We start from the raw sequence: 17484 nt of genomic DNA on the forward strand, positions 1-17484 counted from the left end.
TATGAGGTTATCCCCATCAATAAACCAGGATAACAAACCATTGTCTTCTCTCTTTTAAAAAAAAATTAATGTGCCCAAAAGACCTGTAAAATCAACGGTTTAAGGTTTTTTTAAAAATACCTCGGAAAAATAATTGTTTACAATTCCACAAAAAGCATATAGAATTTGCCTCAAATCATCAATTTCTTTTGAGGAGGATCATATTATGGCAAAGTATATTTTAGTTATGGACCAGGGAACCACCGGTTCCAGGGGGATTGTCTATAACGAACAAGGAAAGTCCATCGCAATTGATTATGAGGAATACGAACAATTTTTTCCACAATCTGGGTGGTGGGAACAAAACGGCATGACCGTATGGGATGTGACGCTGCGCACCGCCCGTAACGCCATCCGCAAAGCTGGTCTTGAGGGGAAAGACATCACAGCCATTGGGATTACCAACCAACGTGAAACGACAACGCTCTGGGATAAAAACACCGGTATCCCTGTCCATAATTCCATCGTTTGGGGCTGTCGCCGAACCACAGACATTGTCAATCGACTCCGCTCCGAAGGGTGTGCGGATATCTTCAACGAACGCACCGGTCTGGTTTTGGACCCCACCTACTCTGGTACTAAAATCCGTTGGGTTCTGGAAAATGTTCCAGCCGCCATGGAAAAAGCCAGCAATGGGGACTTACTCTTTGGCACCATCGACACCTGGCTGCTGTGGAATCTCACCAAGGGCAAGGTCCACGCCACCGATTATTCCAACGCCGCCCGGACCCTGGTCTATAATCCCTATACCCTGGAATGGGACGATGTGCTCTTAGATCTTCTAGATCTCCCCCACACCCTCTTCCCCAAGGTGCAAAATTCGGTGGGAACCTTCGGGGTTACCGACCCGGAATGGTTCGGTGCTGAAATCCCAATTACCGGGATTGCCGGGGATCAATCCGCCGCGCTCTTTGGTCAGGTTTGCTTCGAGGAAGGAACGGCCAAAAACACCTACGGAACCAGCGCCGTGCCACTGATGTTCACTGGAGACAAAGCGCCACGGACCAAAACGGGCCTTATGACCGTAGCCTGGGGCATCGATGGCGATGTCAAATACTCCATGGGTGCCTCCATCCTCATTGCCGGCCAGGTTGTCCAATGGCTGCGGGACAAAATGAACATCGTCAAAAATGCTGCCGACACCGAAGCCATGGCCGCCAGCCTGGATGACAACGGCGGACTCTTCTTCGTCCCAGCCTTCACTGGCTTAGGGGCCCCCCACTACAACATGGATGCCCGGGGAATGATCATTGGCGTTACCGCCGCCACCACCAAAGAACAGATGGCCCGGGCCGCATTGGAATCAATGGCCTATCAAACCCGGGATCTCTTAGAAGACATGGCCGCCAACTCCGGTGTCGAACTCAAAGAACTCAAGGTTGATGGCGGAGCCTCGCAAAATGACTGGCTCATGCAATTCCAGGCCGATATTCTCAACTGCAATGTCATTCGTCCCAAGGACATCGAAACCACCGCTTTAGGTGCCTGCTACCTGGCTGGCCTGGGCTGTGGTGTTTGGAAAAGCCAGGATGAACTAAAGGATCTCTGGGAAGCTGACCGCGTCTTCACCCCACAAATGGACGCCGAAACCCGGGAAGCGCTATACAGTCAATGGCTCAAAGCCGTTGAAAAATCCAAGGACTGGCTCTCGTGAAAACTAACAGCCATGCATAATTTTTTATAAAAAGGCGCCTGCATCAAGCTTGCTTGAATGCAGGTGTTTTTTTGTGAAAAATTATATAGGGCGCAGCCCGCGGCGAGTGAAGAGAACGCAGCGAACGGAACGAGCCAGCATGGCGTCCTCCCCTCAGCAATGCAACGAGTGTAACGAGTGCTCATTGCCCCCCACGCCGTCCCCCCTCCTCAGCAATGCAACGAGTGCTCATTGCTCTCTCCCCCCCTAAGCAATACAACGCATGCCCATTACTCCCCTCACGCTCCCTCTCTTTGACACCACCCCGCTCCCATGATATCATGACACCGAAAGGGAGGGACACCATGAACGATTTCGATACATTCCAGATCATACCATCCATACGGCGTCTAGGGGATTTGGCCGATGCCCTGGCCAGCGACCGGCATATTATCCTTCTCACCGATGCTGACATCGCCAATCTGCCAGCCCTTGTCCAGAAAGTTCATCAGGCTGGCAAAAAAGCCTGGATCAACATGGAGCTTTTAGGCGGATTTGGCCGGGATCAGGCTGGCATTAAGCTGCTTAAAAATTATTTCAAGGTCGACGGTGTCATGTCCACCGACAGTGCCAAGCTTGGCATTGCCAAACGGGTCGGCTTAACCACGATCCAGCGTTTTCTCATCGGCGATTCCAGAGCCTATGACACTAGCCTGCGCCTCCTGCGTTCCGTCAAAACCGATGCCGCCGAAATTCTACCCGCCGCCGTCGCCCAGGAAATCCTGCCGGATCTGCGCAAGGTTACCGATATGCCCCTGTTAGCCGGTGGCTTTATCCACAGTGCCAAAGAAATCGATGCCCTCCAAAAATCCGGTTTTGAAGGCCTAACCATCAGCAAAAAGAAATACTGGAGCCATCGCGGTTGACTTTGAACAAGTGAAACGCCGTTCAAAGGCATAGCAGGCTGTCAATGAGCGTTAGCGAATAGCCTGCGATACCCGATGGTTCGCAAGTGAAACTGGTTTTTTCCATGGGAAAATCATAAAACCAGTTGAACGTGTGTTCCATTTGCGCGGTTGACTTTGAACAAGTGAAACGCCCTTCAAAGGCATCGCAGGCGGCCAGCCAAAATTTATTTTCACTTATTTACAATTTTCTGCAGTGTTTTCACACTTGACAATCCCCGAAATCCCGTGCTAGGATAAGGGCAAGAACAACAAAATACACACCCGAAGTGTGACGGGTGAAACACGGATGGTTTTTGGTGAGTCCTGTTTAATAAGCGCAAGTCTGCAATGCAGCTTGGGTTTGTTAAACAGGACTTTTAGCTTTTTGTATTATAAAAACGGGGGTAAGATTATGGCACAGTATCTGATTGGTTTAGACAATGGCGGCACCATGAGCAAAGCAGCATTGTACGATTTGTCCGGTAAAGAGATTGCCGTGTGCAGCCGAAAAACAGCGTTGCTTCAGCCTGAACCTGGCTTTACCGAACGCAATTGCGAAGAAATGTGGGCGGCGAATGTCGGCGCCATCCGAGCCGTACTGGAGCAGTCCGGTATTCCCGGCGAAGAGGTCATCGGCATTGCTGCCACTGGCCATGGCAATGGCATTTACCTGGTCAAGGAAGATGGCACCCAGGCCTACAACGGCATCATTTCAACGGATTCCCGGGGGAAGGAATTCGCCATCGCCTGGAATAGCGACGGCACCTTCGAGCGCATCCTGCCCCGGACCATGCAGTCCTGCTGGGAAGGCCAGCCAACCACCATCCTCCGCTGGTTCATGAAATACAAACCTGAAATCATTGAGGATACCCGGTGGATTTTCATGTGCAAGGACTATATTCGTTTTAAGCTCACCGGAGAAGCCTATGGAGAAATCACCGATTACTCCGGTTCCAGCCTGATGAATGTCCGGGATGTGTGTTACGATAAGGATTTGCTGGCAGTGATGGGGCTGGAATCTATTTATGACAAGCTGCCACCTCTGAAATACTCCGGTGAAATCTGCGGAACCATCACTGAAGAAGTGGCCGCCCTCACCGGGTTAAAAGCCGGCACCCCAGTGGCCGGAGGCAGCATGGACATCCACGCCTCTGCCATGGCCGTTGGAATTACCGACGAAGATACCATGTGCGTGGTCGCCGGAACATGGAGCATTAACGAGTACATCAGCAAAACCCCTGTGGTGGATAAGGACTTATTTATGACCTCCATCTACACCATGCCGGGCTACTGGATGATTCTCGAAGGCAGCCCAACCTCGGCCAGCAATCTCGAATGGTTCCTCACCGAAATCCTTAAGGACGTTAATTTAGGGGACCGGGATATTTACGATTTCTCCAACAGCTCCGTGGAAAAAATCGGAGACAAGGATTGCGGCTTGGTATTCCTGCCCTTCCTTTTCGGCAGCAACGTCAACATCAACGCCAAGGGCAGCTTCATTGGCCTTCAATCCTGGCACACCCGGGGCAATATGCTCCGCGCTGTGTATGAAGGCATCGTCTTCTGCCATAAATACCATATCGAAAAATTATTGAAATACCGCAAGGCCCCCAGCGTCATCCGAATGGCCGGCGGGGTAGCCAAATCGGAAATCTGGGTTCAGATGTTCGCCGACATCCTCCAGGTTCCCATCGAAGTTGCCAGAAGCCAGGAATTGGGAGCCCTGGGCTCCGCCATCAGTGCTGGTATCGCCACCGGTGTTTTCGATTCCTTCGAAGCCGCCTCGGAATCCATGGTTGATATCATGTACACCGCTAAACCCAATCCTGACAAATTTGCCATCTACGACAAAAAATACGCCCGCTACAAAAAAGTCATCGAAGCCCTCGATCCGGTGTGGGACCAGTGGGAATGACTTTGACAGAGCGTTAGCGAGTAGGCCCCGCGTTCCACGGTTCGCAGATTCAGCCGGTTTTTTCCGAAGGAAAATCTGAAAACCGGATGAATCTGTGCTCCTCTGACGCCGGAGTGCTGGACATATGCTTTTGCTCCGTCTGCTTGCGGATTCGGACAGCCACCGGTCCGCCCCGATGCAGACTTACGCAAAAGATAGGTCCATCCCTCCTCGGGTTTATGAATTCACCGAAAGGACCACTTATGGATTTACAACTAAAGGGCAAAAAAGCGATTATCACCGGGGCCTCCCGGGGAGTCGGCCGGGCCATTGCCCTGGGCCTGGCCGCAGAGGGAGCTGATGTGGCCCTGGGAGCCACCCGGCCAGAGGGTATTGAAGCAGTTGCTCAAGAAGCCCGGGCAATGGGGGTTGCGGCTCATCCCATTCCCGTAGATTTAGGTAACGCCGAAGATACCTTGGCTTTCATGGAAAAGGCCCAAGCCGCCCTTGGTGGCATGGATATTTTGATCAACAATGCGGGAATCTTCCCCCAGGGCTGGTGTCAGGATATTACCCTTTCCGATTGGCAGCATACCCTGGACGTCAACCTCACGGGAGCCTTCCTGACTTCTCAATTTTTCGCAAAGGGCAACTTGTCGGCTAAACGACCGGGTAAGATTATCAACATCAACTCCCAGGCTGCCTTCCACGGCTCCACCACCGGTCATGCGCACTACGCCGCCAGTAAGGCCGCCATGACAGCCATGACCATTTCCATGGCCCGGGAGCTTTCCCCCAAAGGCATCACCGTTAACGGCGTTGCCCTGGGTGTGGTAGAAACCGACATGATTCGGGAGGGCATTGAAAAACGCCCCGGTTATTATGAAAGCCGTATCCCCATCGGTCATGTCGCCAAACCCGAAGAGGTTGCCAACATCGTTGTCTTCATGGCCTCCGGCCCCGCCTCCTACCTCACCGGCACCACCATTGATGCCACGGGGGGAATGTTGATGCGCTAGCTAACAGCCGTATATGGTACATGGCAACACGTCACGAAGCGAATAGAATTTCAGCGAGAATCTTGCTGCGAAAGACTATCGGAAAATATTTTTTTCGATAGTTTTTCATGGCAAGATTCACAGATAACAAGGTTATACAGGCGTCGGTGACAACGCCGTAAAACAAACAAAGTATCAAATTTCACTCATCCTTTTTTACAAACCCAACATCCTAAAATGCGTGTAACAGGAAAAAACCTGACCCACTATCACTTTACAAGGAGAACAGTATGAATCAAAAAATCTATGATGTCATCGTCATTGGTGGCGGGATTACCGGAACCGGGATCATCCACGAATTGGCGAAATACGATCTGGATGTCGCACTGCTTGAACGCAGTGTCGACATCGGTGTCGGTGCCACAAAGGGCAACGGCGGCGTAGTCCACCCGGGCTACGACCCCCATCCCGGAACCTTAAAAGCTAAGCTAAACCCCCTGGGGGCACGGATGTATCCTGGACTTGCCCGTGATCTGGATTTCGGCATTCGTCACACCGGTACTCTGGTGGTCGCCTATTCCGATGCCGATTTGAAAAAGGTGGACGAGCTTCTGGAAAACGGCCGGGCCAATGGTGTCCACGAGATTGAAAAAATCAATGCCGCCCAGCTGCAAAACCGGGAGCCCTACATCAACAAAGCGGCTCTGGGTGCCTTACTGGCCCACACCACAACCATGATCGATCCCTTCGAGGTGGCCATTGCCTTTGCTGAAAACGCCGTTGACAACGGGGTAGAAATCTTCACCAGTCAGGAGGTCACCGGAATTACCAAAGCGGAAGATGGCTGCTTTACCATCACCACCCCCACAGACACCTTCAGAACACGCTACATTGTGGATGCCGCCGGTGTCCATGCCGATGATGTGGCTGCCCTTGTCGGTATCCAGGAATATAAGGTCCAGGGCCGCCATGGCAACATCTGTGTTTTAGATAAGGAACTGCCCACACCCATTAACACCGTCATGTTTCCCTGTCCCGGTCCAGACACCAAGGGAATTGCCCTGATCCCAACCGTTAGTGGCAATACCCTCATCGGCTCCACTGCCACCATGCGGGAAGACAAAGAAGACACCACAGGTGATGCCCATGGGATTGCTGAACTGATCGAAGGCGCCCACCATCTCCTCCCGGATTTTGTGAACAGTACCGTCATCCGAACCTTTGCGGGCCAGCGCCCTGTCGCTCTGGATAACGGAAACGACTTCTGGATTTGTGAATCTGAAACGGTCCCTGGCTTTATCCACGCCGCGGGAATCCAATCCCCAGGTGCTGCCACCTCACCGGCCATCGCTGAATATGTCCGGGATTTACTGGCTAACGCCGGTCTGGATATTAAAAACCGCCCTGATTATAACAAATACCGCAAGGCACCAGTGGATTTCAGCGAACTCAACGCCGAAGAACGGGATCAGGTGATTGCCCAGAACCCTGCCTACGGGCGAATTGTCTGCCGCTGCGAAACCGTCACCGAGGGCGAAATCATCGCCGCCATCCATCAAACCGTTGGTGCAACGACGGTGGAAGGCGTTAAACGTCGGACCCGGGCAGGCATGGGACGCTGTCAAAGCGGATTCTGCCAATACAAGGTGATGCAGATTTTGGCCCGGGAGTTGGGTATTCCAGAAGAAGCTGTCCTTTTTGAAGATCAGGGATCACCTGTTCTTTTTGGCAAAATCAAGTAGATTAGAGCAGTAGGAGGAAAAAATGCAAACTTACGAATATGACGTCATCGTCGTCGGTGGTGGCCCCGCCGGCCTCGGCGCTGCCCTATCCGCCGTGGAAAAAGGTGCATCTGTCGCCATCATCGAACGAAACGATGAGCTGGGTGGGATCTTAAACCAATGTATCCATAGTGGTTTTGGCCTGCAGTATTTTAAGGAAGAGCTGACCGGTCCGGAATATGCCGAACGCTTTATCGATAAGGTCAAAGCCACGGACATCGACTGCTTTATGAATACCATGGTACTGGATATCAGCCCGGACCACCAGGTCATGGCCATTAATGAATCCGGTGCCATGATCGTTAAGGGTGGTGCGGTTATCCTGGCCATGGGCTGTCGGGAACGGACCCGGGGTGCCATCAAAATTCCGGGAACCCGCCCTGCCGGTGTCTTTACCGCTGGGATCGCCCAACGCTATGTTAATATGGAGAACTTAAAACCCGGTAATCGGGTGGTTATCCTCGGCTCCGGAGATATCGGCCTCATTATGGCCCGCCGCCTAACCCTGGAGGGCATCAAGGTTGAAGGGGTTTACGAACTCATGCCCTATCCCAATGGCCTGTACCGGAATATCATCAATTGTCTGGATGATTTCGGGATTCCCCTCCATCTCTCCACCACAGTTACCAAGATCAATGGAAAAAATCGGGTGGAATCCGTAGAGGTTGCCCAGGTGGACGATAAGATGCGCATTGTCCCCGGCTCCGAACGAACCATTCCCTGCGACACCCTGCTCCTCTCCATCGGGCTCATTCCCGAAAATGAATTGAGCAAACGTGCAGGTGTTTCCCTGAACCCTGTGACCAATGGCCCCCTGGTGGATGACACCCTCTCCACCAATCTTCCCGGTATCTTTGCCTGTGGCAATGTTCTCCACGTTCATGACTTGGTCGACAATGTCACCGCTGAAGCCCTGGAAGCCGGTGCCAATGCGGCGGCCTATGCCAAAACCAAAGCCACCCACAGTGGCGCTTCCCTGGCTGTGACCGCTGAAAAGCCTGTTCGCTACACCGTTCCTTCCACCTTGTATCCTGAGGATTGTTCCGAAGTTGTTGTGAAGTTCCGGGTGGGTGCCCCGGTAGAATCCGGCCATGTCCGGATTAAAAGCGGCGATACCGTCGTCTTTGAGGAACGTCGCAACCGGAATATCATCCCCAGTATTATGGAAGAAGTAAAGTTGAAGCAGGAACAATTATCTGGGTTGTGTGATCCCCTGGTGGTCACCGTTGTCTCATAGTCAGAGAGGAGCAATGTCATGAAGGAAATAAAAATGTGTTGTACCACCTGTCCCAATAGCTGTGCCCTAATGGTCACCGTGGAAGGGGATCAGGTTTTAAAGGTCGAGGGCAATACCTGTAAACGGGGAATTCCCTTTGCCGAAAAAGAACTGGTCGCTCCGGAACGAATGCTCACCAGCACGGTGATTGTCACAGTGGACGGTGTTGAAAAACAGGTCCCCGTTAAATCGGCAACGCCCATGCTCCGCAGCAAAATGATGGATGCCATGTCCATCATCCGCGGTACCCGTATCAATCATGGGGTTAACCTGGGTGACGTTATCCTGGCAAACGTTGCCGATTGTGGTGTCGATATCGTCGCTGCTAAAACAGTTCGATAGGTTTTTTTATGCTAGTTACTTTAAAAGAAATTTCCAAAAAAGCCATGGCGGAAAAATATGCTGTCGGTGCCTTCAACACCGTCAACCTGGACAGTATTCGAGCAGTACTTGACGCTGCAGAAAGCCTTGGCCAGCCGGTTATCCTCCAACATGCCCAACTCCACGAGAGCATTGCTCCCCTGGATATCATTGGACCGATCATGGTAGAGATGGCAAGAAAAGCAACGATTCCCGTCTGTGTTCACCTGGATCACGGTTCAGACATTGGTTATCTTCTAAGGGCCATGCAATTGGGCTTTACCTCTGTCATGTTTGATGGCTCTGCTCTACCCTACGACGAAAATGTATCACTGAGTAAAGCAACGGCAGAAACAGCGGCCATGTATGGCGTCTCCGTGGAAGCTGAACTGGGACGGGTCCTCCGCCCTGAAGGTGGCGGGGAACCGGATCCCAGCGACGCGGTGCTCACCCCAGAGGCCTGCTATACAAAGCCCGATGAAGCCGCCGCCTTTGTTGCCAAGACAGGCATCGATGCTCTGGCCATCGCCTTTGGCACCGCCCACGGCGTATACGATGTAAAGCCCGTGCTGGATGTCGACCGTGTAGCACTGATTCGGGATGCCATTGATATGCCCCTGGTCATGCACGGCGGTTCTGGCGTGACAGATGACGAATTTCACAAGGCCATTGCCGGGGGGATCACCAAGGTGAATTACTTTACCTATATGGGCCTTGCCGGTGGAAATGCAGTGCGCCGATATCTGGCTGAAAATGCTGACCGGGAAAATATTCGCTACGACGAAATGAGCGAAGTTGCCCGATTGGCCATGGAAGCAGATGCCGCCCACGCCATTGGTATTTTTGCAGGATTAGAATAATATGATGAAAAAAGGTCCTCCATCGGGGGACCTTTTCTTCATTTTAAAAGGGCAACAGCGTAATAATGGCAAAAACCAGCCACATCAGAACAATAGCGATGGTCACCCACTTAAACTTAACCATAATGGCAATGTACTCCCGGATAAAGGCGCTGGGCCAATAATAGGCTGCTGTAGCGCAACCTACGCCCTGGGCATCCATCCCCAAAGCTTTGGCCAGCAGGCCAGTGCGAAACACATGGTAATTATTGGTGACAAAAATATACCTATGGGGTAATCCCTCCCCATCCAGCATCGCCTGGACATTCTTTAAATTCTCACCGGTCGTCGTCGAAGCCTCCTCGATCATGATATCTTCCTCTGGCACCCCCTGGGTCAAGAGATAGGTCTTAATGGCCTGGGCTTCAGAAACCTTCTCATCACGGCCCTTCCCACCAGAGGGCACCAGCTTGGCCCGGCCATCCATGGCACGGTATACCTTCAGAGCCTTATCCGCCCGTCCCCGAAGCAGGGGGGATATCTTTTCGCCATCGATGAGTCCGCAGCCATGGATAAGGATATAATCACAATCCAGCCTCTTGGGCAAACACATATATAAGGTAGAATACACTAAATAGGCCATAAAAACCGTTGTAAAATACACCATCAAGATCGCCCCAAGCCACAACAGGTCCACAAAATAAATATTATGGGAATGGGATTCCAGGGCCCAAAAGCTGACTCCCAACCCAATGAGCACTGCAATCCCCATTAATAGAGAAAGAAGGTTTGCCAGACTCCTGCCCTCGCGCTTTAGCATCACCACGCCATTGAAGATAAGCAGCAGGGCCATCAGCCCCAAAATAATGGGCGTCATGATAAAGACCATAACCATGAGCACAAATTGGATGGTACCATTATTTTCCGTCAAGGTGACGATTCCCAGAAAAACTAGGATTGCCCCCACTAAAAGCAGGATCACATTGAGGAATCGCCGGGGTTCTCGAACCACTGATAATCCCATGATGATAAAATCAAAAATTCCCAACACTAAAAAAATCATTTACTTTCCTCCGATTTCATTTCCCATTCATTTTAACATAAAGACTCCCTGACTGTCATTTTCGAAAAACTCCTTTCCATTTTCTGGGTGACATGGTACCATAAATCCACATACCATTAAGGAGGCCTTTATGAACACACCAAACGACGCCTATTACAGTACCATGGATAGCATCATCACCATCATTCACCGTAAGCTCCCCAAGGCAGACCAAACACCTGAATACCTGGAGCGCCTATTGGATGATATTTTGCTTCATTTTAAATATGAGGCCATGCAAAAGGAAAAATAGAATCGGTTCTTTCTGCAATTCATGGATTCTTCAAACTCAAGCCACACTTTAGACACATTTTTATTTTAGAATGACAACAATATGAAAAAGTGAGGTTATATCCATGAAACGTCAAGTCGTCATCAAAATTATTATCGACATTCTCATGTTAATTTTCTTTGTTTCCATGGTTTTTGCCCAGGCAACAGGGCTAATTTACCACGAGATCTTTGGCCTTGTCCTTGGGGGACTTGTGCTGCTCCATGTCCTGCTAAACCGAAAGTGGATTGCCGGCGTTCTGCGCCGCTTCCGTCAGAAGCCCACAGCGACAAAGTTCAAGTTTTTTCTCAATGCTTCCCTGGTTTTCCTAACCTTTGTCATTATCATCACCGGAATCTTTATTTCCATTATTCTCTTTAATGGCTCTGGTCTGGGCAACCGCCCTCTTCTGGTTGCCATTCATAAATTTTCAACCTACGGCATCCTGGGGATTATCGGTCTCCACCTGCTTCTCCACGCTAAATACCTGGTTGGGGTTTTCTCCAAGCTTGGCAAAAACTGGAAAACCAAGGGTGTTCGCCAGGTGGTTACCGCCACCTTTGCCCTGGTCCTTTTAGGATTCTTTGCTTATAACCAGGTCCGCCCCATCATTGCCGGGGCCAGCACCACCACCGAAGTGGCGACAACCCCAAATCCAACCGTTATCCTGCCCGAAAACACCACATCCCAAAGGGAAGAAATTACCGAACCGCCCACCCCCACCGTCGAGCAGGCAACCCCGGCCGTGACCTTGAATGATTATCTCAGCGGCTTATTCTGCACAGGATGCAGTAAGCACTGCCCCCTTATCAGTCCCCGATGCGGAAAGGGCGATACCCAGGCCCAGGAAGCAACAGTGGAATACCACAGTCTCTATGGTGATTCATAATTCCAATAAAATTAAGGGAAAGCATTGCACCTCCCCAGGCAAATTGTTATGCTAAAGGAAACACCCTGGAGGAAAGCAATGAACTATGCAATAGGAATTGATATTGGCGGCACCAACACCCGGGTCGCCCTGGTGAATCATGGGATGGAGATGGTAAAACGGGTTCAATTTCCCACGGTAGTCTCAGATCCCGAGGCGACCATCAAAAAAATCGAAGGAGTTTTGGCTGAACTGTCCTCCTTCGATATTTGTGGAATTGGAATGTCCTGTCCCGGCCCCCTGGATCTTAGGGCTGGAACCATCATCGTCACTCCGAATCTGGACCAAAGCTGGTTCGGCTTCCCCTTAGTGGATGCCCTGTCCCAGGCCACAGGATTACCTGTCTTTCTGGAAAACGACGCTAATTTAGCAGGCCTGGCGGAAGCAGTGGTGGGTGAGGGAAAAGATTTTTGCTATGTCCAGTTTCTCACCATCTCCACCGGTATCGGCGCTGGCTTCGTCATTGATAAGCAAATTTATCAGGGGGCCCACGGCTTCGGCGGTGAAGTGGCGGCTGCCTGCCTCTGGCAGGATGGACCCGCTGCGGGCATTCTCCCACCAGGTGCCATTGAAGCCATTGCCAGCGGCACAGCCATTACCCATCGGGCCCGGGCTTGTGGTTTGACCGTGGCCCACGCCGGTGAGGTAGCGGCCCTGGATGTCCGGGGCGATGCCATCGCCCATAGTATCATGGAAGATGCTAAAAATTATCTGGCCAATTTTATTGGCATCATTTACGCCCTGATGGATCCTGAAATCGTCATTTTAGGGGGCAGCGTCGCCATGAAAACCCCGGGCTTTGTATCCGATGTGGAAAAGCGGGTGGCGGCCAAGGTACTGCCGGTGCTGCGCCCCACCCTCAAAATCGTGCCCTCTACCTTAAATGAAGACAGCGGCCTTTTAGGGGCCGCTTATCTTGCCTTTTCCAAGGCTGGATTATCCGCATAAAAAAACCGGCGTACTGCCGGTTTCAGGCTGTTGACAAAGTGGTGCAGCACGGTCAGGGAGAGGATAAAAAAGATTCACCCCGGACCCCAAGCGCTGATGAACAAAAGGAAAGCCCCCAATCGTCAGTACGCAAAACCTTCGGTTTTGATAGGGTTTAAGACAGGTTTATTTTCTTAATTTGATGAACAGCCCGCAGGGGCAGCCGGGGTTCTCGTATTTTTATCATCACCCTGACCTGGGTTTGTCATCACACTAAGACCGGCGTACTGCCGGTTTTTTATCTATACAAAGGTGTACTCCCCCGCCCCGGTTTCCACTAGGCTGCTGTCAAAAAGCTGACGGGCCAGGGCAACCATACAGGCCGTATCACTAACGGCGCCGGTTTCGTAGGGGGAATGCATGGCCAGCTGGGCCAGTCCCACATCCACCGTATTTATGGCGACCTGGTTCCCCGAGAGATTCCCCAGGGTGGATCCGCCTAAAATATCCGAACGGTTAACGAAAACCTGGTGAGGGATATCCCCCGCCTCACACAGGGTTTTACACAGGGCTGCCGACACCCCATCAGTGGTGTACTTCTGGTTGGCGCTGTATTTAATAATGACCCCACCTCCCAGTACTGGCTGATTCACCGGGTCCGTCTTATCCGCATAATTGGGATGGAGGGCGTGTCCATTATCCGCTGAAAGCATAAAGCTTTGGGCCAGTGCACGGAGATATTCCGTTTCGCTGCGGCCCAGGCCTGCGTTAATGCGCATCAGGGTATCCTTTAAAAAGGTCGATGCGGCCCCCTGTTTGGTGGAGGATCCCACCTCTTCATTATCAAAGACGGCATGGACCGCCACACTATGAATCGGTGCCGATTCCAGGAAGCCCCGGAGGGAGGAATAGGCGCACTGGGTGTCATCTAAGCGGGGACTGGACATAAATTCCTCTCCCTCTCCCCAAATGCTGGGTGCGGTGCGGTTGTACAGGTACAAATCACTTCCGATGATGGCCTCTGGTGAGACGCCAGCGGCTTCCGCCATGACCCTTTGAATGCTGCGGGCATCCCCACCGCCGTAAAGTGGCAGCAGATCCCGCTGGACGTTATACTTATACCCAGCGTTGACTTCCCGGTTCATGTGGATGGCCAAATTGGGAATGAGGACCAGGTCCCGATCAATTTTTACGAGCTGGGTGCGGATGGTCTCACCATCCCGAACCAGCAAACGCCCGGCAATGGACAATGGCCGGTCAAACCAAGGGGATAAAATGGCCCCGCCATAAAGCTCCACGTTCAGCGTCGTATAGGCTCCAGCCGTTTTAATTTCTGGGTTTTCCTTCAGCTTAAAGGTTGGAGCATCACTGTGGCTGGCCATAATCATAAAGCCATTATAATCTGTCCGGGGAATCTGAAAGGCCATGAGTGCCGATCCATTCCGGGTGACATAGTACTTACCCCCAGCCACAAGGCTCCACGGGGCGCTTTCGAGGAGGCGGGTATACCCCGCCGCCTCCAGCATTTCTCCCATCCCCGCCACCACATGGAAGCTGGTGGGATGGTCCTTAATAAAGGTCATCATTTCCTGGGAAATGGTTCGTGACCCTTCTTGTCTCATTTAAAGGTCCTCCTTCGCTTTACTCCGCTTGGCCAGATAAGGCATAATCAGTCCCAAGGCGACCAGAACGATGGGGGTGACAATATTCATAATCAGCTGGAAGGTATCCTCAGAGTACATCCCCATGACGCAGGCCACGGCGGTAACTGCAAAGCACCAGCCCCCGACGATGATGCCAAAGGTCTTGCTTTTGATAAAGGTGTAATCCCCCTTGCCAAATTTATCCATGGCCTTCTTCAGGGCGATATAGGCGACAAACACCCAGAGGTAGCGCAGGGGCATACACACCGAGTTCACCTTAATCAGCCATTTTACCAGCTCATCCACACTGCCGATCCCAAAGGCCGGAATGATAATGAGGAACCCAACGATAACCGAAATCATTTTGAGACCATTGGTGTAAACACCCTTCTCATTGCGTTTAAATAATGCCTTGGGAATAAAGTTATCATCCGCATTATCTAAGAGCATCCGCAGGGGAGCGTCAATGGAAATAATGATAACGGCCACGTTCTGGATAAAGTTAGCCACCGCGTAAATAACCATCAGGCTATTGCCCAGGTTATAATATCCACCCAGCTTCTGGAAGGCGTAGTAGGCTCCGTTGGTCATCAAATCCTTGGGGATATTATTGGAGTCAAACATCATCCCCATAGCGATGGTCCCCAGAATGGCACAGCCCGCCACCATAATGGCCAGGGCAATCATCCCCCGGGGAAAGTCCTTAGAGGGACTCTTCATCTGGTTAACATAAGGCGAAATCTTTTCGCATCCTCCTACGGCGAACACTAAAATCGAAAAGCTTGTAAAAAATTGCAGGTTGAATTCTGGCATAAAATTGCTAAAGGACCAATCGATTTTATTTACCGCAGCTCCGGTAATGGCTGGTGCTGTCCACATCATCAGGATATACAGAAGGGACATGATAAACACAGCCATCCCGGCCACCGTGGAGATTTTTTTCAAAAAAGACATTCCCCGGCTGGCCAGATAAACGGCAATGGCAAAAATGACCAGACCAAGACCCTGGATCAGAAGGGTGCTCATCTGGCTGATACGGGCATCCTGGTAGAAAATCCAGCTGGCCGCAATGAGGATGCTATTGGGCTTCTGTGAGATATAAGGCATATGGACAATCCAGTAGGTCCAGCCTGCGTAGAAGGCTGCCGTTGGCCCGATCGTCTTTAGAATCCAAGAGCTGACGCCGCCTCCGGCCTCTGGGAACACTGATCCCATTTCCCCCACCATCAGAGAATAGGGCACAAAATACAGGATAAAGATGATAAGCCACGGAACCACAGCCCGTACGCCACCGTAGGTGGCAAAGCCATTGATGACATTCCCAAAGCCCCACACTGCCGTAAAGGCCATGAAGGCGAGGTTGTACCACAACAGCTTTTTGCCGTTACCGTTGTCTAATCCATTCATAAAAAGTTCTCCTCACTATTTCATAAAATATATCTATATTTTACCATTTAAAAATTAAATTATCACCATTCTTAAAGATATTCTTATCTTCAAATGTTAGGATAAACCCAAAGCGAGGTAAAAGAGTGTTCCGATTCTTAAAAAAACTGATGATTATATTACTGATTCTTATTGGCATTCCCTGTGCGCTATGGGCGTACAGCCGCTATATCGAGCCCAGCCTGCTCACCGTCCATCGGGAATCCATCACTGCACCGGATTCTGTGGCCGCTACCCGGGTAGTTTATTTCTCAGATACCCACTTCGGCACCCTGTATTCCCAGGAAAATCTTACCCGGATTGTAGATCAAATCAACGCCCAAAACCCAGATGTGGTGGTCTTTGGAGGGGACTTCATCGATAACTACACCCGGGATGGCTACGCCCTGGATACCGATGCCCTCTCGGCTGAGCTGGCCCGTATCCAGGCCACCGACGGAAAGTACGCCGTATGGGGAAATCACGATTACGGTGGCGGAGCAGAGTGGATCTACCCCGATATCATGACCGCCGGAGGATTCACCCTCCTTGAAAACACCAGCGAATTCCTGTCCCATCGGGGCCTGCGCATTGTGGGTTACGATGACGCCCTCCTTGGCCATACAGATGCCGGGGATTACAGCTTAGACAACGGCGATTACAACTTGATTCTGATTCATGAGCCTGATATGGCCGATGTCATCACTGCCACCGGTGGGGGCTTAATTCTCTCCGGCCATTCCCACGGCGGTCAGGTGAGTCTGCCCTTTCTCACCCGTCTGATGTACCCCGAAGAGGGTAAAAAATACACCAAAGGCCTCTACACCAGTACCGATTTAGGCCGCTCCGATACCGTCCAGCTCTACGTCAGCCAGGGCATCGGCGTTACCATGGTCCCCTATCGTTTTCTTAATGCACCGGAAATTGTGGTAGTGGAGATTAACTGATACGCCAGCCGCTCATCCCCATTTTCCAGATAGATGATCCCACAATAGCAGAAACCATGCTTTTTCAGGAAATTCTGCATGGGCACATTGTTCCGATGGGTGTCAATGCGGATATTCGCATCCAGGGATTTGCAATATTCCAGACAGAAGCCGGCCACCCCGGTGGTCCCTCCTCTGGTGGCGATGCGATGAATGACATGGTAGGGCGCATCGTTTAGCCAGGTCCCGCCGTCAATGCGGGTATACGTCGGGTCGGGTCCTGGTGGAAAATAGAAGGTCCCCAGGATTTCTCCCTGTTCTTCACAGACATAGCTATGCCCCCTTTCCATATCTTCCTCAATTTGGGTCCTGCCGGGATAACCATCGACCCATTGGGTGGCATTACCCATCTTTGCCATAAAGACCCGGGCCTCTGCAAAGAGGTCCATCAGTTCCGGCAAATCTGCTCGGGCTGTTTTTCGTATCGTCATCATT

At 51.4% G+C, this 17484-nt stretch carries 16 protein-coding genes; 12 read left to right on the forward strand and 4 right to left on the reverse strand.

Annotation, left to right across the window (positions count from 1 at the left end; genetic code table 11):
- Positions 1 to 205: 205 nt before the first annotated feature.
- The 8 genes from glpK to BLU30_RS09435 all read left to right on the forward strand — a co-directional run bounded on the left by glpK (position 206) and on the right by BLU30_RS09435 (position 9788).
- The gene (gene glpK / locus BLU30_RS09400; RefSeq protein WP_090245798.1) at positions 206 to 1693 is read left to right on the forward strand and encodes a glycerol kinase GlpK; all 1488 of its coding nucleotides are present in this window, start codon (positions 206 to 208) and stop codon (positions 1691 to 1693) included.
- 344 nt (positions 1694 to 2037) lie between these two features.
- Positions 2038 to 2598: a glycerol-3-phosphate responsive antiterminator gene (locus BLU30_RS09405; protein WP_090245800.1), complete on the forward strand. Its 561-nt coding sequence runs from the start codon at positions 2038 to 2040 to the stop codon at positions 2596 to 2598.
- 433 nt (positions 2599 to 3031) lie between these two features.
- On the forward strand, positions 3032 to 4534 hold the full coding sequence (locus BLU30_RS09410; RefSeq protein WP_090245801.1) for an FGGY-family carbohydrate kinase: 1503 nt from the start codon (positions 3032 to 3034) through the stop codon (positions 4532 to 4534).
- 242 nt (positions 4535 to 4776) lie between these two features.
- Positions 4777 to 5532, forward strand: a complete 756-nt coding sequence (locus tag BLU30_RS09415) for an SDR family NAD(P)-dependent oxidoreductase (protein WP_090245802.1) — start codon at positions 4777 to 4779, stop codon at positions 5530 to 5532.
- Between the two features lie 269 nt (positions 5533 to 5801).
- Positions 5802 to 7253, forward strand: coding sequence for an NAD(P)/FAD-dependent oxidoreductase (locus BLU30_RS09420; protein WP_090245804.1), 1452 nt, complete (start codon positions 5802 to 5804; stop codon positions 7251 to 7253).
- Between the two features lie 22 nt (positions 7254 to 7275).
- Positions 7276 to 8529 (forward strand): NAD(P)/FAD-dependent oxidoreductase, encoded by a 1254-nt coding sequence (locus tag BLU30_RS09425; protein WP_090245806.1) that lies wholly within the window; start codon positions 7276 to 7278, stop codon positions 8527 to 8529.
- An 18-nt stretch (positions 8530 to 8547) separates the two neighbouring features.
- Positions 8548 to 8910, forward strand: a complete 363-nt coding sequence (locus tag BLU30_RS09430; protein WP_090245808.1) for a DUF1667 domain-containing protein — start codon at positions 8548 to 8550, stop codon at positions 8908 to 8910.
- An 8-nt stretch (positions 8911 to 8918) separates the two neighbouring features.
- Entirely contained in the window at positions 8919 to 9788 is an 870-nt protein-coding gene (locus BLU30_RS09435; RefSeq protein ID WP_090245810.1) for a class II fructose-bisphosphate aldolase, read from the forward strand.
- A 43-nt stretch (positions 9789 to 9831) separates the two neighbouring features.
- Here BLU30_RS09435 and BLU30_RS09440 read toward each other — a convergent pair whose 3' ends face one another.
- Positions 9832 to 10830, reverse strand: coding sequence for a YdcF family protein (locus BLU30_RS09440; protein ID WP_090245812.1), 999 nt, complete (start codon positions 10828 to 10830; stop codon positions 9832 to 9834).
- Positions 10831 to 10960: 130 nt separating this feature from the next.
- Here BLU30_RS09440 and BLU30_RS14240 point away from each other — a divergent pair, with 130 nt between their 5' ends.
- The 3 genes from BLU30_RS14240 (at position 10961) to BLU30_RS09450 (ending at position 13016) form a co-directional block, all read left to right on the forward strand.
- The gene (locus BLU30_RS14240; RefSeq protein WP_176770892.1) at positions 10961 to 11122 is read left to right on the forward strand and encodes a hypothetical protein; all 162 of its coding nucleotides are present in this window, start codon (positions 10961 to 10963) and stop codon (positions 11120 to 11122) included.
- Positions 11123 to 11225: 103 nt separating this feature from the next.
- Positions 11226 to 12029 carry a hypothetical protein gene (locus BLU30_RS09445; RefSeq protein ID WP_090245814.1) on the forward strand — a complete coding sequence of 268 codons (804 nt, stop codon included), beginning with the start codon at positions 11226 to 11228 and terminating at the stop codon, positions 12027 to 12029.
- A 78-nt stretch (positions 12030 to 12107) separates the two neighbouring features.
- Positions 12108 to 13016, forward strand: a complete 909-nt coding sequence (locus BLU30_RS09450) for an ROK family protein (protein WP_090245816.1) — start codon at positions 12108 to 12110, stop codon at positions 13014 to 13016.
- Positions 13017 to 13297: 281 nt separating this feature from the next.
- Here the strand turns inward: BLU30_RS09450 and BLU30_RS09455 are convergent, their stop codons facing one another.
- The gene (locus BLU30_RS09455; protein WP_090245817.1) at positions 13298 to 14617 is read right to left on the reverse strand and encodes a M18 family aminopeptidase; all 1320 of its coding nucleotides are present in this window, start codon (positions 14615 to 14617) and stop codon (positions 13298 to 13300) included.
- Positions 14618 to 16045, reverse strand: a complete 1428-nt coding sequence (locus BLU30_RS09460; RefSeq protein ID WP_090245818.1) for an APC family permease — start codon at positions 16043 to 16045, stop codon at positions 14618 to 14620. It lies immediately after the preceding gene.
- Between the two features lie 263 nt (positions 16046 to 16308).
- Between BLU30_RS09460 and BLU30_RS09465 the strand changes: the two genes are divergently transcribed.
- Positions 16309 to 17010 (forward strand): metallophosphoesterase, encoded by a 702-nt coding sequence (locus tag BLU30_RS09465; protein WP_422717899.1) that lies wholly within the window; start codon positions 16309 to 16311, stop codon positions 17008 to 17010.
- On the opposite strand, the gene BLU30_RS09470 is transcribed toward BLU30_RS09465, so the two are convergent.
- Positions 16962 to 17483 carry a GNAT family N-acetyltransferase gene (locus BLU30_RS09470; RefSeq protein ID WP_090245869.1) on the reverse strand — a complete coding sequence of 174 codons (522 nt, stop codon included), beginning with the start codon at positions 17481 to 17483 and terminating at the stop codon, positions 16962 to 16964. The two genes, BLU30_RS09465 and BLU30_RS09470, sit on opposite strands and share 49 nt — an antisense overlap.
- Between the last annotated feature and the right edge of the window lies 1 nt (position 17484).

Source organism: Eubacterium barkeri (genome assembly GCF_900107125.1).
Taxonomy (GTDB): Bacteria; Bacillota; Clostridia; order Eubacteriales; family Eubacteriaceae; genus Eubacterium_O; species Eubacterium_O barkeri.